Below are 20,186 nucleotides of genomic sequence, written 5' to 3' on the forward strand. Positions count from 1 at the left end.
CGCCTATGGATTGTTTTTTGAAGCTGATCCGGCTGTCCGCTTTAGCTTTCTCCGGCAAAACCCTTTTTGCATCGCCGCCTACCGGCTTCATGCGGTCGCCGTCGCCAGCGGCAAAAAGCGGTTTTCCCGTCAAAAGGCTGCCGCTTCCATCCGGGCTAGGCAGTCTCAGTCTCAGTCGCAGTCACAGTCACAGTCGCAGTGACAGTCGCGGAGTCGCTTCAATTCATGTTTGAATACCCGATGGCTTCCCCGATAAGGGTCGCGCTTGTGCACGAGTCAACGCGCACCAGCACAAAGTCGCCGGGTTTATACTGTTCCTTCGGAAACACTACAACGGTATTCTGCGAATTGCGTCCGCTCCAGTGTTGGTCCGACTTCTTCGATTCTTTTTCGATCAGCACTTCCACCACCTGCCCCACAAAGGCCTGCGTGCGCGCAAGTGAATGCTGCTGTTGCAACGCCACGATTTCCCGCAGGCGGCGCAGTTTGACGTCCTCCGGCACGTCGTCGGTCATCTTCCGGGCCGCCAGCGTGCCCGGACGCTCCGAATAGGCGAACATATAACCGTAGTCGTATTTGACATACTCCATCAAATCCAGTGTATCGCGGTGGTCGTCTTCTGTCTCGGTCGGAAACCCGGTGATCATATCCTGTGAGATCGCACAATCGGGTATGATGGCCCGGATCCGGTCAATCAGCGCCATATAGTCTTCCCGTGTGTGCTGCCGGTTCATTTCCTTTAGGATACGGGTACTGCCACTCTGCACCGGCAAATGGATGTAGTTGCATACATTCGGGTGCTTCGCGATCACGTGCAGCACTTCCTCGTGCATGTCCTGCGGGTTCGAGGTCGAAAACCGGAACCGCATCTTCGGGAAGGCCGTGGCACAACGGTCGAGCAGTTGCGCGAAATCAACCGCGGTCGCTTTCTGCATCTCCGTCGCTTTGTCGTAATCTTTTTTCAGCCCGCCGCCATACCATAAATAACTGTCGACGTTCTGCCCGAGCAGCGTCACTTCGCGGAAACCGCGTGCCCACAGGTCGCCGATTTCTTCGAGTATGCTCTGCGGCTCACGGCTGCGCTCCCGTCCGCGTGTGAACGGCACCACGCAGAACGTACACATATTGTCGCATCCGCGGGTGATCGACACAAACGCATTCACGCCGTTGCTGTTCAGCCGCACCGGGGCGACATCGCCATACGTTTCGTCTTTCGACAGGATCACATTGATCGCATCACGTCCTTCTTCTACCTCTTTTAATAGGTTCGGAAGGTCTTTATACGCATCCGGCCCTACGACCATGTCCACGATTTTCTCTTCCTCAAGGAATTTACTCTTCAGGCGTTCGGCCATACAGCCCAGCACCCCCACCTTCATCGACGGGTTGATTTTTTTGATCGCGTTATACGTCTCCAGCCGCTTGCGAACCGTTTGTTCGGCCTTGTCGCGAATCGAGCAGGTGTTGACCAATACGAGATCGGCTTCCTCCAACTGCTGCGTGGTGTCATAGCCGTTCTCCGCCAGGATCGACGCCACGATCTCGCTGTCCGAAAAGTTCATTTGGCAGCCGTAACTCTCGATAAACAGTTTTTTTGTATTGCCGGATTTCGGCAGTCGCACCAGGCTTTCGCCCTGTTTGTGCTCTTCGATGATCTTCTCCATTTGTTTTTATACGCCCTAGGGCCTGCAAAGATAGGGCAAAAGTGTCAAAAGTGACAAGATGTCAGGTTTTGTTTAACAATGGGAGTAGCGAGTAGCAAGGAGCAAGGAGCGAGGGGACAGCCTTTCGTAGTAAGCAGTAGGCAGTGGGCCCGGAACGCCATCATCAGTCGCAGTCGCAGTCACAGTCGCAGTCGCAGTCACAATCACAGTCTCAGGTGATGCGTAAATCCCCAATTTCTTAATTCTCCGTTCCTCAGTTACTCCGTTCCTCCGTTCCTCAGTTCCTCAGTTCCTCAGTTCCTCCGTTCCTCCGTTCCAACCTCCTTCCGCATCCACCAGACCCGCCGATAGGATTTATTATATATATAAATATATATAGGTGTCAAACCCGGTACAGCCACTGCCAAAAAAAATTTGTTTTTGGAAAAAAGCATCTACTTTTGCCCCCAGTGACCCTAAATAGTGTGTATGGCAAAGAACCTGGTGATAGTGGAGTCGCCTGCAAAGGCAAAGACGATTGAAAAGTTTCTTGGGAAGGATTTCCAGGTCGAATCAAGTTATGGGCATATCGCCGACCTTCCTTCCAAGGAAATCGGGGTGGATATCGCCAACGGCTTTAAACCTAAATACGAGGTGTCGCCTGATAAGAAGGCGCTGGTCTCAAAACTGAAGACGCTGGCCAAGAATGCGGAAACCGTATGGCTGGCGAGCGATGAAGACCGCGAAGGGGAGGCCATCTCCTGGCACCTGGCGGAAGAACTGAAACTCGATCGCAAGAAAACGAAACGTATCGTCTTCCACGAAATTACCAAATCGGCCATCACCAAAGCCATCGAAAACCCACGGGATATCAACTACAACCTCGTAGACGCCCAACAGGCACGCCGCGTACTCGACCGTCTGGTAGGGTATGAGGTATCGCCCGTCTTGTGGCGAAAAATCCGCAGCGGACTGTCAGCCGGACGCGTGCAGTCGGTCGCCGTGCGTTTGATCGTCGAGCGCGAACGCGAGATACAGCAGTTCAAGCCGGTGGCCAGCTATTCGGTGGTCGCCGATTTCGCAAACGCTGACGGAAAGAATGTCCGGGCAAAACTATCGCGGAATTTTGCCACGAAAAAAGAAGCCGAAGATTTCCTTCGCCTCAATATCGGCTCGACCTACCAGGTAGCCGACCTCGAAACCAAACCCGGGCGCAAGTCGCCGGCCGCGCCGTTCACCACGTCTACGCTACAGCAGGAAGCCGCCCGTAAACTCTATATGCCCGTAGGCATCACCATGCAGATAGCACAACGGCTGTATGAGGCCGGTTTGATCACCTACATGCGTACCGACAGCGTCAACCTCTCGCAAGAAGCGATGGCAGCCACCGCACAGGAAATCAAGTCGTCGTTCGGCGACCGCTATTCGAAACCCCGCACCTTCGTCACCAAGTCGAAAGGCGCGCAGGAGGCTCACGAGGCCATCCGTCCGACCGATATGTCACGGCATTCGATCAGCCTCGACCGCGACCAGTCGCGTCTCTACGAACTGATCTGGAAGCGTACCATCGCCTCCCAGATGGCCGACGCCGAGTTGGAACGCACCACGGTCAACATCACCGCCAGCAACCATAAAGAGCCGTTCGTTGCTTCGGGAGAAGTCCTGCAGTTCGACGGATTCTTAAAAGTATACCTCGAAGGACAAGACGACGAAGAAGACGAGCAGGAAGGCATGTTGCCCGCCATGAAAGTAGGCGAGCGGCTGGTCAACCACGCCATCACGGCCACCGAGCGCTATTCGCGTCCGGCCTCACGCTACACGGAGGCGTCACTCGTAAAGAAACTGGAAGAACTCGGCATCGGCCGTCCGTCCACCTATGCACCTACGATTTCAACCATCATCGGCCGTAATTATGTCGAGAAAGGAAATATGGAGGGCGTAGAACGTCCGTACACCCAACTCCTTCTCGCCAATGGTGCGGTGTCAGAGAAAACACTGAAAGAAACCACCGGATCTGATAAAGGCAAACTGGTGCCGACCGACATTGGCAACATCGTCACCGACTTCCTGGTGAAGAATTTCGGCACCATCCTCGATTACCATTTCACGGCGCGCGTTGAAGAAGACTTCGATGAAATCGCGGAAGGCAATCGCAACTGGTCGAAAATGATGCAGGAGTTCTACAACCATTTCCATCCAAACGTAGAGGAAGTGGTGGCCAATGCCGATCGTGAAACCGGCGAGCGTATCCTCGGCACCGATCCAACATCCGGGAAACCGGTAAGTGTACGCCTCGGAAAATTTGGCCCGATGGTACAGATTGGCGATATCGACGATGAAAACAAGCAATTTGCCAGCCTGCGGGCCGACCAGAATATCGGCACCATTGCGCTGGAAGATGCCTTGAACCTTTTCCTGCTCCCGAAAAACCTGGGTATCTATAAAGGAGAAGAAGTGGAAGTCAACAACGGGCGTTATGGCCCGTACGTACGCCACGGCAGCACCTTCATTTCTTTGCCGAAAGGCACCGATCCGATTGACGTCGATCTCACGCAGGCACAAGTCTTCATTGATGAGAAACTCAAGGCCGATGCGCCGATTGGGGAATACGAAGGACATCCCGTGCAAAAAGGGGTGGGCCGCTTCGGTCCGTTCATCAAATGGAACGGCATGTTCATCAACGTCAGTAAAAAATACGATTTCGACCGTTTGACGCAGGCCGATATCGAAAGCCTGATCGAAGACAAACTTCAGAAAGACCAAGATAAAGTCATTTCAAGCTGGCCGGCAGAAGGCATCGTGGTGGAGAAAGCCCGATGGGGACGTTCGGTCATCACGAAAGGCAAAACCAAGATCGAGTTGGGGAAAGACGTCGACGCGTCGAAACTTACCCTCGAACAGATACAGGAACTGATTGCCCAGAAAACCCCGGCGAAGAAAACCGCCGCAAAAGCCAAAACGACACGTAAGAAGTAATGGAATTCGATTTCCTTTCACCGCTGAACGACGAGATCACAGGTTTTATCCGCAACCTGTCGGCCCAGCATTTGGGTAGTAAGGTAGTATTGCATACGTCCACCGACTTCCCCGACCTGGCGAAAGTGCGGATTGCGATGGTAGGCGTACTGGATGCCCGGGGCGCGAACAGCTACGAAGAGGTCAACCTCGATGCCATCCGGATGGAACTCTATAGCCTCTATCCCGGGAATTGGTTCGAAACGATCGCCGACCTGGGCGACATCATCGAAGGGAATACCATCGAAGATACCCATTACGCCGTTCGGGAAGTGGTCACTTCGCTGTTGAAGAAACAAATCATCCCCGTGGTGATAGGCGGAAGCCAGGATATTACATATGCACTTTACCGCGCCTACGACACCCTCGAACAGATGGTCAACCTGGTGTGCATCGACAGCCGCTTCGATTTCGGGAAGCCCGATCATCCGGTAAGCGCGAGTTCGTATCTGTCGAAGATTGTAATGGAAGAGCCAAACAACCTCTTCAACTACAGTAATGTCGGCTACCAGACCTATTACAACTCGCAGGAGGAAATCGACCTGATCGAGAAATTGTTCTTTGACGAGTTCCGGCTCGGGGAAGTGACGGCCAACATCGCTATCGCCGAACCGGTCTTTCGCGACGCCGATTTGGTGAGCCTTGATTTAACATCAATAAAATCCAGCGATTCGGGCAATTTGCTTACTTTTACCCCGAACGGTTTCAATGGCAAGGAAATCTGTGCATTGGCCCGCTACGCGGGTATCAGCGATAAGGTATCAGCCTTTGGTATTTTCAACCAGAACAGTTCACCCAATGAGGCGCCGTTGGCCGCGCAGATTATCTGGTATTTCCTTGAGGGCTACCACTACCGGTCCAACGAGTATCCCTTCGGTAGCCGGGAGCAGTACCTGAAATACATCGTGCCCATGGAAGATGACGAATTGGTCTTTTACAAAAGCGATCGTACGGAACGTTGGTGGATCGAAATACCACATGTTAATAATAAATTAAAAAGGAATACGTTATTACCGTGTTCACACGAAGATTATCTGGAAGCGGTAAAAGGAGAGATTCCGAAGCGATGGTGGAAGGCACAACGGAAAAGCATCCTGTGAATCATGAAATTAAAAGCAAGAAACTTGCATTTACGCTATCGATTTCACAGATTTCCGGCTTTTTGTGAGTAAAAAAATTGCTTTTGTAAAAAATAATAAATAGGTTTACGCCCTTAAATTTAAGAATACTTTATAACCCTAATTTCTATATGAAGAAGCTCATTGCATTTGCAGCACTTTCATCACTGTTGTTCAGCTGCGGTTCGAGTGACAAAGGAGAACTGGTCGGTGTGAAAGGAAAGAAATGGCATCCTGAGAAACCCTACGGAATGACGCTGGTACCCGGCGGTGCGTTCATCATGGGTAAATCAGATGATGACCTCGCGAATATCGGTGATGCACCTACCAAGACCGTGACCGTTCGTTCTTTTTATATGGATGAAACGGAAATCACTAACAGCGAATACCGACAGTTCGTGGAATGGGTAAAAGACTCGATCATCCGCGTGCGATTGGCTATTTTGGCAGAAGACGTAGGAGGTGGCGGAACGGCTACCGGCGGAACGGCCAAAGGCGGTAAGGGAGGAAGCATCCAGGATTATGCGTTTGCGAACGCCGATCCGGAGAAGATGACCCCGTACGATAAATATATGTATGAGAACTACTATAGCCAGGGTACGGATGATGATCCGTATGCAGGACGTCGTTTGAATCGTAAAGTAAAATTGCAGACCAGCACGGCGAAATACCCGGATGAGTATTATGTAGAGGTAATGGACTCTATGTACCTGCCGGTATCAGAATCCTACAATGGTCTTCGTACCATTGATGTGAAGAAACTGCAGTTCCGTTATTCTTGGATGGACATCCAGGCAGCAGCGAAAGCCAAGAAAGGCAAGCGTAGCGACTTTATCAAGACAGAGAAAACAGAAGTGTATCCAGATACAACCGTGTGGATCAAAGACTTCGCGTATTCGTACAACGAGCCGATGCACAACGATTACTTCTGGCACCAGGCCTATAGCGAGTATCCTGTAGTAGGTGTGAACTGGAAGCAGGCAAAAGCATTCTGCGCATGGAGAACGCTTAACAAAAACGCATACATCAAATCAAAGAAAAAACACCACGACCTGATCAACTCCTTCCGTCTTCCAACCGAAGCAGAGTGGGAATACGCAGCACGCGGTGGATTGGCATCCGCGACCTATCCATGGGGTGGGCCGTATGCGAAGAGTGACCGTGGTTGCTTCCTCGCAAACTTCAAGCCGAACCGTGGCGACTATGCAGCGGACGGTGCGCTTTACACAGTGGAAGCAGAATCGTATGATCCGAATGGCTACAACCTCTACAACATGGCGGGTAACGTAGCGGAGTGGACAGATTCTTCGTATGATCCGGGCGCTTACGAGTACGTTTCGACCATGAACCCGAACGTGCCGGATACCAAGAACATGCGTAAAGTAGTACGCGGTGGATCATGGAAAGACGTTTCCTACTACCTTGCGGTAAGCACACGTGACTTCGAATATGCGGATACAGCCCGCAGCTACATCGGATTCCGTACCGTACAGGATTACATGGGAACCCAAACAACGGGTAACGCACCACGTTAAGATTAACCAACTTTCATTAATAAACTATCTAAATTTAACAATTAAGTATTATGGCATTTTTGAGCAAAAAAGCAATGAACTTCGCTTACGGTATGGGAGCGGCGGTTGTAATCGTAGGAGCACTCTTCAAACTGATGCACTGGCCTGGAGCGAGTGTGATGCTCATCGTCGGATTGGGAACGGAGGCATTGATCTTTGGTCTGTCTGCTTTCGATCCGGTTGATAAAGAACTTGACTGGTCGTTGGTATATCCAGAATTGGCCGGCGGCGAAGCCCGTAAGAAAGATGCCAAAGAGGATCCAAAAGATGCCCAGGGCCTTCTGTCCCAGAAACTGGACAACCTGTTGAAAGAAGCAAAAATCGACGGTCAGTTGATGGCAAGCCTCGGCACTTCGATCCGTAACTTCGAGTCGGCTGCAAAAGGAATTTCCCCTGCTGCTGACGGCATTGCGGCTACTAAGAAATACAGCGAAGAGTTGGAGCGCGCAGCTACACAAATGGAAAACCTGAACGCCCTTTACAAAATGCAGTTGGAAAGCCAACAGCGTAATGCTGAGGCCAACCAGGCAATCGCGGAAGGCGCTTCTAAACTGCAAGAGCAAATGAAGTCGATGACAGCAAACATCGCATCGCTCAACAACGTTTACGGCGGTATGCTTTCTGCTATGAGCAACAGAGGATAATCCCGAGTCATTTTTACATAATTCAAAACACGAAACTATAAGGAATGGCTTCAGGTAAATTAACACCACGGCAGAAGATGATTAACCTGATGTATCTGGTTTTCATCGCGATGCTCGCGCTAAACATGTCGAAAGAGGTTCTGTCGGCATTCGGATTGATGAACGAACAATTTGAAGCTACAAATGCTGAGGCAGCCAAGAACAACGACAGTATGTTCCAGGCGCTGACCGCAAAGGCTGCTGAAAACCCGACGTTCTCTTCCGCTAAAGCGATTTCAGACAAGGTTAAGGCGATCTCAGATCAGTTCTACACCTACATTGAGTCGTTGAAGAGCGATATCACGAAAGATATCGAGAAAGACGAAAAAACAGGAAAGCTTCCGTATGAAGCGATGGATAAAGGAGACAAAATCGACGAACAGTGGTTCGAAGGTGATGGATACTCTCCAAAAGGCAAAGAAATTGTTGCTGCCATCGATAAGTACAAATCAGATATGAAAGCTGCGTTGGGCGATGACGTTAAGTACAAGGCAGTAGCTGCTGAGATTGACGGTAAGTTCAACACGGGGGACGTAACAGATGGTGAGGGAGTAAAGAAAAAGTATCTTGACTACCATTATAAAGGGTTTCCTTCAATCGCATCACTGACAAAGCTTTCTGCGATGCAGAACAGTGTCAAGACTATCGAGGCAAACGTCTACAACCTTGCACTTGGTAAAGCGGCACTTGAGGCGATCTCAATGAACAAGTATACGGCTATCGTCGTACTCGACAAAAATGCCTATTTCCAAGGAGAGAAGGTTACCGGTAAAGTGGTGCTGGGTCGTTACGACTCTAATACGAAGCCGACTTCCTTCCAGGGACCTGGTAAGATCGAAAACGGTCAAGCGATTATCAACATGACCGCTGGTTCTATCGGTGAGCAGAAGATTTCTGGTAAGTTTACCTTCCTTGAAGACGGTAAAACGGTTCCACTAGCGTTCGAAGGCAAGTATGTGGTAGTGCCACAGCCAAAGACAGCTACTATTTCAGCTGACAAGATGAATGTCGTGTATCGCGGACTTCCTAACCCGATGACCATTTCCTTTGCAGGTATTTCTGACAATAAAGTTAAGGCTAGCGCTCCTGGCCTTACCGGAAGTGACGGAAAGTATATGCTGAGACCGGGTAGCGGTGCCGAAGTGAAAGTAAGCGTAACCGCTGAGCTTCCTGATGGTAAGAAAGTTACCGATGCGAAAGTATTCCGTATCAAGAACGTTCCAGGTCCTGCCGGATCTATCGGTGGCCAAACAGGTACAACCAAAGGTTCAAAATCACGTCTTGAAGTATCTGAAATCAAGGCCGAGCTTAAAGACTTCGTTTACGATCTTACGGCTCAGGTAACGGGTTTCTCATTCAAAGTACCGGGTCAGGCGGCAGTAGTTGTGAGCGGTAACCGTGTGGAAGGTCGTTGTAAAGCGGCCCTGGCACGTGCTACACGCGGCGATCAGATCACGGTTTTCGATATCAAGTATAAGTACATCGGAGTGGATGGAATTATCCCGCCACCATGTGCACCGGTTATCTACGAAATACAATAATTTTTGCCCTATTGGCGTTGTAGCCAACAAACAGAATGTATATGGAATTTAAGAATCTTTTTGCAGCGGTTGTGGTTTCGGTGGTTGGCATGTCTGCCAGCGCCCAATCGAATCTGCTCAATGCGAAAACGCCAGATGAAATCGGCAAGAAGACAGCTGCCCAAATGATATCGGACAACGATAAGCCTTTGCCTTATGGGTATGTGCACGATCGTGATATCATGTTCGGTAAGGCAGTATGGGAGTTTATCGATCTTGATGAGCGTGTGAACTTCCCGTTGTATTATCCGATCGATACGGCTAACATTGGTTCTGATCGCCGTGCCTTGTTTGATGTTTTGGTAAAGAATATCAAAAACGGCAAAATCACTGAGGTGTATGCTGACGATTATTTTAATACGAAGCGTTCGCTGAAGGATATGGAAAGCTCATTCGTCTATAGGGATACATTGCCGGAAGGCTTTAACCTTATCAACGAGGACTTCCAGGCCTACAAGTCAGGCAAAAAGAAGCTCGATCCTCAATACATCAATGAGCGTGCACTTACAGCTCAGGACGTCTCGGGCTACCGTATCAAAGGATACTGGTATTTCGACAAGCGTCAGGGCGAACTGAAGTACCGTCTTCTCGGAATCTGCCCGATGTCAGTGGAAGCACGTGACATTGGAAATGACAAGGGGGACGTCATCGAGCTGTTCTGGATTTATTTCCCAGCTATTCGCGATGTATTACACGAGTCGCATGCCTTTAATGATCGAAACTCCGCCATGCCGATATCCTTCGATCACTTGCTCAACGCACGTCGATTTAGTGCGGTCATCTACAAAGAGGAAAACGTCTATGGCGACCGAAAGGTGGAAGACTACATGAAAGACAACGCGCAAATGCAGCTCCTGGAGTCGGAGCGGATCAAAGAGAAGATTCGCAACTTCGAACAGGATATGTGGAATTACTAAAACGTAAGTTCTAAATACGAAAACTCCCGCCTACCCGGTGGGAGTTTTTATTTTTGTGGTATGAAAGACGTATTCATCATAGGGGGCGGATTAGCTGGCGTGGCGATGGCCGAGCAGCTTCGGCGTAGGGATTTGTCATTTTTATTATTCGATGATGGTTCCCAACGGGCCTCATGGGTAGCAGGTGGACTATACAATCCTGTTATCCTCAAGCGTATTTCGGCTGCCTGGGGAGCGGAGGATGGGATGGACCGATTGTCGTCCTATCACGACATAGAAACCCGCATCGGAGCGAAGGTGGTGCACCCGCTGCCCGTACTTCGTCGGTTTGCGTCAGTCGAAGAACAAAACAACTGGTTCGCCGCCATGGATCGCCCGGTGCTTTCCCGATTTTTGTCACCCAAACTGCGAAACGATACCTTCGAGGGGTTGTCGGCGCCTTACGGGTATGGACAAGTATTGGAAACGGGCTACGTCAATACCGCAACATTGCTTGACGGTTATCGCACTACACTTAAGGATGCCGGGGCACTTGCGGCAGATACATTTGCGTACGGGGATTTGATCGTATCGGAAGGTCACGTTTCCTACAAAGGCACAGAAGCCCGACACATTGTATTTGCGGAAGGATTCGGGCTGCAACACAACCCCTACTTTTCCTGGTTGCCGCTAGACGGTACGAAAGGGGAATTGTTGGTAGTGAAAGCACCCAAACTTGGACTTACAAAAGCCATTGTGAAGGCGAATGTGTTCGTGTTGCCATTGGGCGATGACTTGTTTAAGATCGGGGCAACCTACGCGCCCTGGGATAAAACGCCGGAGCCCACAGAAAGCGGTCGAAATCGATTGGAAGAGGAAGCGCGCGCGCTATTGACCTGCGATTTTGAAGTCGTGTCACATCTGGCAGGTATACGTCCGACCGTGAAAGACCGACGACCGTTGATAGGCACGCATCCGGCGTTGTCAAATATTCACGTTTTAAACGGACTTGGATCACGAGGGGTGATGCTGGCTCCGTGGATGGCGGAATGCCTGTCCAACCATATTTTCGATCAAAGCCCCATTCCGGCGGAGTGTGATATCCGGCGGTTCATGCCTCTCTATTCGTCGGATGCCTTATCGTAGCTGACGAAGAAGTTGATGTATATGTTCCGCGAAAGCCGCAAGACGAAGGGGAAGAGCAGCGTCAGTACAATCACGATCGCCAGAAACGACGATAGCGGCGGAAGACCCAGAAAGAACGCAATGAGGAAAACGCCAATGCCAATCGCCACATTGACCGCGTAGCTCACATACATGGCTCCGTAGAAAAAAGAGGGTTCGATCATATATTTAAGGCCGCAATGCCCGCAGTGGTCTTTCATTTTAAGCACATTTTTCACGTGTAACGGGTTCGAATCCGCATACATGCTCTCGTGCTGGCAACGTGGACAAGAACCTGTTAAAATGCTGTATAGTTTGCTTCCTTTTTTTAACATTTGCACTGAAATTTTACGCACTACAAAAGTACGCCGTTTGGGGCGTTAATCCACTACCGAATGCTAAATATCCACAACCTGTCTGTCTCGTTTGGCGGCACCTATCTTTTTGAAGAAATCACCTTCCGGCTGGGTGCCGGCGACCGCGTCGGCCTTGTCGGAAAGAACGGCGCGGGTAAGTCGACCATGCTCAAGATCCTCGCACGTGACCTTGCACCGGATTCCGGGAGTATTGCCACGGAAAAGGAAGTGCGCATCGGCTTCCTCCGGCAGGATATCGATTTTGAAGCAGGCCGTACGGTGTTGGAGGAAGCCTACGAAGCCTTCACCGACATTCGCGAAGTGGAAGGGAAGCTGGAACGCATCAACGAACAACTCGCTACCCGAACCGACTACGAAAGCGAAGCTTATGCACAGTTGATCGAAGACCTCTCAGATTACACCCATCGCTATGAAATCCTGGGCGGCTACGACTATGTGGGTAACACCGAGAAAATCCTGTTGGGATTAGGCTTCCGCCGCGAAGATTTCCAAAACCCTACCGAAACGTTCTCGGGAGGATGGCGTATGCGGATCGAACTCGCCAAACTCCTCCTTCAGTCTAACGACATCCTGCTGCTTGACGAACCTACCAACCACCTCGACATCGAAAGTATCATTTGGTTGGAGAATTTCCTGAAGAGTTTTCCCGGTGTGGTCGTCATCGTATCCCACGATAAAATGTTCCTCGATAACGTCACGAACCGCACCATCGAGATTTCACTCGGGCGCGCCTACGATTTCAACCGTCCCTACTCACAATATCTGGAATTACGCCAGGAAATCCGCGAAAAACAATTAGCCACCCAAAAGAACCAACAAAAGAAGATCGAGGAAACCGAACGGCTGATCGAGAAGTTTCGCGCCAAGGCCACCAAAGCTTCCATGGCGCAGTCACTGATCAAGAAGCTGGATAAAATCGAACGGATCGAAGTAGACGAAGACGATAATTCGGTCATGTCAATTTCCTTTCCCGTTTCGAAGACACCGGGAAAAGTCGTCATCGAAGCTGAGCACGTCACCAAGAAATACGGCGACAAACTGATTTTCCGCGACATCAGCCTCCTGGTTGAACGCGGAAGCAAGATCGCGTTTGTGGGCCAGAACGGCCAGGGAAAATCGACTTTCATCAAGGCGATCGTCGACGAGATACCCTACGATGGCGTGATCAAACTGGGCCATAACGTCCAGTTGGGCTATTTCGCGCAGAACCAGGCAGAATATCTCGACGGTGAGAAAACGCTTCTGGATACGATGCTAGACGCCGCCAATGATACCAATCGGATGAAGGTGCGCGACATGCTGGGCGCTTTCCTCTTCCGCGGTGACGACGTTGAAAAGAAGGTGAAGGTATTATCAGGAGGCGAACGAAACCGTTTGGCCCTGTGTCGCTTGCTTCTCCAGCCGATCAATGTGTTGTTGATGGACGAACCTACGAACCACCTCGACATCAAATCCAAAAACGTACTGAAAGCCGCACTCCAGAAATACGAAGGCACCCTGTTGTTGGTTTCCCACGACCGGGATTTCCTCCAAGGGATGGCCAATATCGTATACGAGTTCAAAGACCACCGTGTGCGGGAATACCTTGGTGACATCAATTTCTTCCTCGAACAGCGGAACCTCCAAAATATGCGAGAAGTCGAGAAGAAGGACCCGGCTGCGAAGAAAGACGAACCGGCAGCGCCCAAAGCATCCTACGAAGACCAAAAGAAAAACAAGACCTTACAGAACCGCCTTTCGAAGATCGAGGGCCAGATCCAGCAACTGGAGGAAGCCATCCGCAAAGACGACCTCGCACTTGCCTCTCATTACGACAAGCACGTAGAGGACGCCCAGTTTTTTACCGCCTATAACAAGAAGAAAGAGGAATTGGACCAGTTGATGGAGGAGTGGGAACGGTTACAGCTCGAACTCGAATAACCGCTACGGCACCGCCACTTTGATTTCGCCTTTGAGGATCGACACTTCCAATTGACGCTCTTCCCCACAAAATTCCCCGTCGATCTGGAAACTGACGGGCACATCGGCCTCGATCCGTGCGTTGGCGGTCTGGATGATCTCCACTTCCTGTCCGACCGGCAGTCGCCCGCTGACGATTTTGGCAAAAATCCAGAAGTTGAGTTTCTTGAGGACGACCACTTCAAACAGGCCATCGTCCATCTTTCCCTTTGGGTTGATGGTCACCCCGGTGCCGTATTTCGTCGAGTTGGCGATGACAATCATCTTGGCCCGGAACCGGCGCGTTTCGTCATTGGCCTCAATCGTAGCGTAGAAAGGGCGACGGGTTTGCTTGAGGGTTGTGAACACTTTCGTGGCATAGCCCAGCATCCCCCGCATCGCCGTTTTTTCAAAATTCCGGATGAGTTGCGCGTTGAGTCCGAGATCGCTCAGGTGCAGGCTCTTTTTTCCGTTCAGGGATACAATATCCATGGCCATGACGCTGTCGGAAAATGCGATCCGCAGGTTGTCTTCCAGGGCAGATGGAAATCCGAGGTCGGTTGACAGTCCGTTTGCAGATCCCGACGGCAGGATCCCGAAGATGCACTCATGACCGTGAAGGGCATCGGCGGCCATTTTGATGGTGCCATCCCCACCGGCAATCAACACACGATCCGGACGGTGTTCTTTTGCCAGTTGCTGAAGGGCTGCCTCGTTGTTCGAATCGGTCGTCTCATATACAAAAAAACGATAGCCACGTTCTTCAGCGAATCGTTTCGCGGCGTCGATCAGCGGCGTTTTATCGACGCCACCTGCCACGGGGTTCGCAATCATCAGTACGCTTCTTTGCATTTTTTTAGGTTCATTTATCACTAAATTTAGGTAAATTAGAGGTGAGCGACCAAGCGCATTAACGTTTTGATGAGACCCTTACTGAAATTATACCGGGGCTATGCCAACGAAGCCGAACTAATCGTCATGGGCCATGTTTTCCGCCCCACGACGCGGGAGGAGTATGATTTCCAGAAAAAGCGGTTTCGGAACGCCAAATGGGTCATCCGCATGTTCCGGATCAAGACGCAGTCGAACGCGAGCGTATACCTCGAACACAACGGGCAGCGGGTACACACCAAAACCCTGGCCGACGGCTATTTCAAATTTTGCATTCCCCTTACTACCGACGTGGGCTACGGCTGGAAGGATTATTGGGTAAGCATCCGCTACCAGGATGAGGAAATCCGGGCGAAGGGCAGCTACATGCGTCCGTATGAAGGGAATCTGGGTTTCATCTCCGATATCGACGATACGTTTTTGGTATCGCATACGCGAAATCCGTTCCGCAAACTTTACATCCTTCTGTTCCGCAACGTGCAGGAGCGAAAAGTATTCGAAGGTGTCGTGCCGCACTACCAGGCCTTGTCAACCGCCGGACGCAACAACAAGGGCGAGCAGAACGCTTTCTTCTACATTTCCAGCAGTGAATGGAACCTCTACCGCTTCATCGTCGACTTCACGCAGCTGCACCAATTGCCACGTGCCGTCATGCTACTGCGCGACATCAAGACCAGCCTGTGGGATTTTTTTATAACCGGAAGGGGCGATCACGGGCATAAATTTGAAAAGATCCGCCATATACTCGAATTTTATCCGCACTTGCGCTACACGTTGTTGGGCGATGACTCGCAGCACGACCCGTTCCTGTATGAGGATATCTGCAAGATTTTCCCCGTAACCGTCCAGGCTGTCTACATCCGTCAAACGGGTGATCACCCCAAACCCGCTACCGTGGCGGCCCTAGCGAATATTGCGTCCATGAACGTTGCCACCTGTTATTTCCGCGACAGCCTCGAAGCGATTGAACACTCGCGTTCCATCGGTTTGATATCATAATCTTCCCACCATATAACGGTTTCGAAAAATCGTATAACACATTCCCGCGCCTGAAACCGGAATTTTACGCAACCGGAAGGCAGTCCCCATTTTGCCCTATCTCGGTGTCTCGCTGCCCTTAACGTATAAACCGTAAACGATTTCCGATGAAGACCCGATTCGAAAACGCCCGCCGACCCCTGCCGGCACGATCCATAAATGAACTCCAACACCGCATCCGCAAAGACGACCTGCCGCAAATTGTCATGCTGACGACCTTTCCCCCGCGCCAATGTGGTATCGCCACGTATTCGCAAGACCTGGTGCGCGCGATGGAGGCCCAGTTCCACCACTCCTTTGCGCTTCGGATCGCAGCGCTTGAGAACGCGTATGAGAATACCTACACCTACGATAGCCCCGACGTGGCCTATACGTTGAATACGTCCCAACCCTCTTCGTATACGCGGTTGGCAGCGGATATCAATGCCAATGAGCGGGTACGTTTGGTTGTCATCCAACACGAGTTCGGACTTTTTGCCGGCAACGAAGCATCGCTGATGGCGTTTTTGGAAGCGGTGGAAAAACCGGTATGCCTGGTCTTCCACACCGTCTTACCCAACCCGAATGAAGGATTCCGTGCCCACGTGCAGGAGCTGTTAAACCGCGTCGATTCCGTTGTCGTCATGACCCATCACGCCAAAGGGCTGCTGCAACGCGATTATGCCGTTTTGCGTGATTATGTCTCGGTAATTCCGCATGGTACCCACCTCGTCGGACCCGGTGACAAAGAGGTGTTGAAACGCAAATATGGATTCGAAGGACGCCGTGTGCTGTCGACCTTCGGTTTGCTCGGACGGGGAAAGAGTATCGAAACCACCCTTCGCGCCCTGCCGGAAGTGGTGCGCCAGTATCCGGATACGTTGTTCCTTATTATTGGAAAAACCCACCCGGGTGTCGTTAACGAGGAAGGAGAGGCGTATCGCGATATGTTAGAGGCGATGACGGACGAACTCGGCATCCGGCCGAATGTGCAGTTCATCAACCAATATGTCGCCCTTGACGAATTACTCGAATACCTGCAGTTGACGGATATCTACCTCTTTACATCCAAAGACCCGAACCAGGCGGTAAGCGGCACGTTTGCCTATGCCATGAGTTGCGGATGCCCCATCATCTCAACACCCATTCCCCACGCCATCGAAGTGCTTGATGGCAACCGCGACCTCATGTTCGATTTCGACAATTCGGAACAGTTAGCCCAGGCCATCAACCGTTTGTTGGGCGATGAAGAAGCGATGCGGGAGGCGATGTTGAACGGCCTCCATAAAATCACGCCGACCTCATGGGAGAACTCGGCCATCGCACACGCTAAGTTATTCCGGAAAATGACCCAGGGCGTCGGCTCGAAGACAGCCATCGAACTCCACTACCGCAATCCGGAGATCCGCCTCGACCACCTGAAAAGGATGACGACCGAAATTGGCATGTACCAGTTTGCCAAACTCGGCGCTCCGAACCCCGATTTCGGCTATACCCTCGATGACAATGCCCGTGCTATGATCGCAACGGCGCAACACTATAAACTGACCCGTGATGAAGACGATTTCCGCTACCTGGCGACCTACCTCGACTTCATCGAATTCTGCCAACAGCCTGACGGTTCGTTTCTGAATTATGTGGATATCGAAAAACGCTTCACCCGACAGAATGCCGACGATAACCTGTCGGATTCGAACGGGCGTGCGATGTGGGCACTGGGTTACCTGATTTCACTGTCTGACATCATCCCACAGGACATCATAGTGAAAGCAAAGATCGTATTCCATAAAGCCACTTCAACGTTCCCCGATATGCACTCGCCGCGTGCGATGGCGTTCAGCATCAAGGGACTCTACTACTACCACCGCGGTGAACAACTCGCAGAGCATGTGGCAATGGCGCAACTGCTGGCTGACCGACTGGTGCGTTCGTACCACGTTGAGGCCGAGACCGAATGGAAATGGTTTGAGAGCTACCTGACCTATGCCAACTCTGTCTTGCCCGAGGCCGTGTTGTGTGCCTATTGTATGACGGGAAAGGCCGTTTACCGGGATGTGGCGCTTGAATCGTTCCATTTCCTGTTGGAACAGACGTTCCGCGACGAAGGAATTAAAGTGGTATCCAACCGCAGCTGGATGTTGAAAGGAAAAGAAAAAGAAGAATTTGGCGAGCAGCCGATTGACGTCGCCTACACCATTTTAGCGCTACGGAAGTTCCATGATGTATTCAAGGACCGTTCGTACCTGAAAAAAATGGAGAAAGCGTTTAACTGGTTTTTGGGGAATAACCACTTGAACCAGATCATTTATAACCCGCAAACGGGCGGATGCTATGACGGACTAGAGGAAACCTGCGTCAACCTGAACCAGGGGGCCGAGTCAACTGTAAGTTACCTAATGGCGCGGCTCACCATCCACAAACACTTGTCGTTTGAAGAGGAAACATTGACGGTCAAAGCACCTCGTATTACAACGGAGTTGTCGGGGCGTCAGAAGAAAGCCAATACGGTTGCTTAAGAGGAACCATCCTTAAAGGGATGGCGTTGCTGCCATTCGGTTTTCGGCTCGAGTAACCGGAAGATACGATCCAGGAATCGGTGGATGAGCGGGTTCGAATGCCGGATGAGTCCGAGCATTTCAACCGGCTCAGCCCCCACCGAACTCTTGATTTCCAGCGCCGTGCGGGCAAACACCACCGTGCGGAATCCTTTTCGGATGGAATAGGCTACCATGTCGTAAAGCATGTTCAGGTAAAGCATTTTCTCGCGCTGGATGTCTTCATCGTAGCCGAGAAAATAGGTGTCCATGGCCGTCCCGTTTCGAATCAGCGTGTTGAACCCGACGAGTTTATCGTTGAGGAAGTAGCCGTAGAAATGAAAGCGGTCGCCCAGACGCCGCTTCAGATCCGCAAAGTGGCCTTTCGTCAGGAAAAAGGTGTTGAATGGAGCGTTCTTTGCAACGTGTCGGTACAGTTGGTCGATTTCGGTTTCGAGCCGTTCGATTTCCTCACATTTCATTTTCCGTTTTTCGATGCCGTCCGCCCGTTTGTGGGAGCGCTTGAACTGGTCGCGGTATTTTTTGGTAAGATCGCCTACATAATCGTCGATTGAGCTCCATCGTTCCGGAATGTGGAATACCATGTTGGGTTGGGTAGAAAACCGGACGTACCCTGGCAGGAAGGTTTCCAATTGTGTCAGTTGCCCCGGCAGGAAATCTTTGATCGACGTGATGTGTACGCGCCGTTTTTGCGACCTATAGTACGTTTGCAGCGACTGTATCGCGTCGCCGATCGCCGGCAGGTAGCGGTCCGGCTGGATATCGGGATGGAAGTAAAAAGCGTTCTGGCCGGTCAGCATGTTATTGCCGATGAACAGCACATGCGAGGCAAACTTCCGGAAGACGAAATTCCGAACCGTCGTTTTCATGCAATTGTCGCGTTCCCCAAACGATTCGAGTCGGTTCAGGTCGAGGAATTGCGACAGCATGACCCCGCATAATTTTGCTCCGTCGAAAAAACCGACGAACCGACAGTCCATGTTATCCGGTCCGGACTGGTCAAGCACCGAAAGATACGAACGCGAGAGGAAGATGTTTCCGCCGGTACAATCGTCCCAGTCGGAAGGCAGCGCTTCCGCGGAAGCGTATAAAGTAAAGGAAATGGAATCCATTAAAAAACCGCCCCGATTAGATGGGGCGGTGATGATGCGTATTGTGCGTTATATCCAGGCGGAAAGGATACCACCCATTAAAATGAAACAGACCACCCAGTAACCGGTATTGATCCAAATGTATTTCCAGGATTTCATTTCGAACATCGCATTGATGGCGACCATCGGCAATGCCAGGAAGACGCCGAGAATGGTTCCGTGGAGTGCGCCGTGTTTGAACGTACGCCATTTCGTTTCAAATTCAGGAGCGGAATCGATAAAGGCTTTCAACTTCTCCGGACTGTCACCAAAGTAGCTGTAAACGCCCATTTGGTGAATTACGATGTTTTGGAGCATGATGGCGGCCATGAAAGCAAAGACATAGCATAAAAGGAATACGACGCCCATGTTACGTCCACTGTTCCGGAGTTTTTCTTCCGTCAAGCCGGCTGCGTTCATCCACGCGTTGCCGAACACTTTCGGGTTGTACCAGATAAACCCGACCACGAAGCTCACGAGTGCCGCGACGGCACAGTGTAAAAAAAGTTCTCCCATTTTTTTGGTGTTTTAAGGTTGGTTGACTCAAAAGTAGCTTTTTTTTCGCACCGGACGATGCGCCCCATTCAAACGCCGTCGATTTTTTG

15 protein-coding genes are annotated in these 20,186 nt (G+C 51.0%); 10 read left to right on the forward strand and 5 right to left on the reverse strand.

Features of this window, described 5'->3' with window-relative positions; genetic code table 11:
• Positions 1–218: 218 nt before the first annotated feature.
• A complete protein-coding gene (miaB, locus tag MKO97_RS05530; protein ID WP_241105067.1) occupies positions 219–1,664 on the reverse strand; it encodes a tRNA (N6-isopentenyl adenosine(37)-C2)-methylthiotransferase MiaB in 1,446 nt (481 codons plus the stop codon).
• Between the two features lie 468 nt (positions 1,665–2,132).
• Between miaB and topA the strand changes: the two genes are divergently transcribed.
• The 7 genes from topA (at position 2,133) to MKO97_RS05565 (ending at position 11,655) form a co-directional block, all read left to right on the forward strand.
• Positions 2,133–4,619, forward strand: coding sequence for a type I DNA topoisomerase (topA, locus tag MKO97_RS05535; RefSeq protein ID WP_241105068.1), 2,487 nt, complete (start codon positions 2,133–2,135; stop codon positions 4,617–4,619).
• A complete protein-coding gene (locus MKO97_RS05540) occupies positions 4,619–5,758 on the forward strand; it encodes a formimidoylglutamase (protein ID WP_241105069.1) in 1,140 nt (379 codons plus the stop codon). Before topA ends, MKO97_RS05540 begins: the two co-directional genes overlap by 1 nt.
• A 149-nt stretch (positions 5,759–5,907) precedes the next feature.
• On the forward strand, positions 5,908–7,311 hold the full coding sequence (gldK, locus tag MKO97_RS05545; RefSeq protein ID WP_241105070.1) for a gliding motility lipoprotein GldK: 1,404 nt from the start codon (positions 5,908–5,910) through the stop codon (positions 7,309–7,311).
• 50 nt (positions 7,312–7,361) lie between these two features.
• Positions 7,362–7,994, forward strand: a complete 633-nt coding sequence (gldL, locus tag MKO97_RS05550; RefSeq protein WP_241105071.1) for a gliding motility protein GldL — start codon at positions 7,362–7,364, stop codon at positions 7,992–7,994.
• Between the two features lie 44 nt (positions 7,995–8,038).
• The gene (gene gldM / locus MKO97_RS05555; protein ID WP_241105072.1) at positions 8,039–9,574 is read left to right on the forward strand and encodes a gliding motility protein GldM; all 1,536 of its coding nucleotides are present in this window, start codon (positions 8,039–8,041) and stop codon (positions 9,572–9,574) included.
• A gap of 41 nt (positions 9,575–9,615) precedes the next feature.
• Positions 9,616–10,530 (forward strand): gliding motility protein GldN, encoded by a 915-nt coding sequence (gene gldN / locus MKO97_RS05560; protein WP_241105507.1) that lies wholly within the window; start codon positions 9,616–9,618, stop codon positions 10,528–10,530.
• A 60-nt stretch (positions 10,531–10,590) separates the two neighbouring features.
• On the forward strand, positions 10,591–11,655 hold the full coding sequence (locus tag MKO97_RS05565; protein ID WP_241105073.1) for an FAD-binding oxidoreductase: 1,065 nt from the start codon (positions 10,591–10,593) through the stop codon (positions 11,653–11,655).
• On the opposite strand, the gene MKO97_RS05570 is transcribed toward MKO97_RS05565, so the two are convergent.
• Positions 11,631–12,008: a DUF983 domain-containing protein gene (locus MKO97_RS05570; RefSeq protein ID WP_241105074.1), complete on the reverse strand. Its 378-nt coding sequence runs from the start codon at positions 12,006–12,008 to the stop codon at positions 11,631–11,633. The genes MKO97_RS05565 and MKO97_RS05570 overlap by 25 nt on opposite strands.
• Positions 12,009–12,068: 60 nt before the next feature.
• On the opposite strand from MKO97_RS05570, the gene MKO97_RS05575 reads away from it, so the two are divergent.
• On the forward strand, positions 12,069–13,970 hold the full coding sequence (locus tag MKO97_RS05575; protein WP_241105075.1) for an ABC-F family ATP-binding cassette domain-containing protein: 1,902 nt from the start codon (positions 12,069–12,071) through the stop codon (positions 13,968–13,970).
• Positions 13,971–13,973: 3 nt separating this feature from the next.
• Here MKO97_RS05575 and MKO97_RS05580 read toward each other — a convergent pair whose 3' ends face one another.
• Complete coding sequence (locus MKO97_RS05580; RefSeq protein ID WP_241105076.1) at positions 13,974–14,840, reverse strand: diacylglycerol kinase family protein; 867 nt, start codon at positions 14,838–14,840, stop codon at positions 13,974–13,976.
• 69 nt (positions 14,841–14,909) lie between these two features.
• Between MKO97_RS05580 and MKO97_RS05585 the strand changes: the two genes are divergently transcribed.
• Complete coding sequence (locus MKO97_RS05585) at positions 14,910–15,878, forward strand: App1 family protein (protein WP_241105077.1); 969 nt, start codon at positions 14,910–14,912, stop codon at positions 15,876–15,878.
• Positions 15,879–16,024: 146 nt separating this feature from the next.
• Positions 16,025–18,412, forward strand: a complete 2,388-nt coding sequence (locus tag MKO97_RS05590; protein ID WP_241105078.1) for a glycosyltransferase — start codon at positions 16,025–16,027, stop codon at positions 18,410–18,412.
• On the opposite strand, the gene MKO97_RS05595 is transcribed toward MKO97_RS05590, so the two are convergent.
• The gene (locus MKO97_RS05595; protein ID WP_241105079.1) at positions 18,409–19,563 is read right to left on the reverse strand and encodes a GNAT family N-acetyltransferase; all 1,155 of its coding nucleotides are present in this window, start codon (positions 19,561–19,563) and stop codon (positions 18,409–18,411) included. The genes MKO97_RS05590 and MKO97_RS05595 overlap by 4 nt on opposite strands.
• A 48-nt stretch (positions 19,564–19,611) precedes the next feature.
• Positions 19,612–20,097: a DUF1761 domain-containing protein gene (locus MKO97_RS05600; protein WP_241105080.1), complete on the reverse strand. Its 486-nt coding sequence runs from the start codon at positions 20,095–20,097 to the stop codon at positions 19,612–19,614.
• Positions 20,098–20,186 lie beyond the last annotated feature (89 nt).

This window comes from Flavobacterium sp. HJ-32-4 (genome assembly GCF_022532105.1).
Lineage (GTDB): Bacteria > Bacteroidota > Bacteroidia > Flavobacteriales > Flavobacteriaceae > Flavobacterium.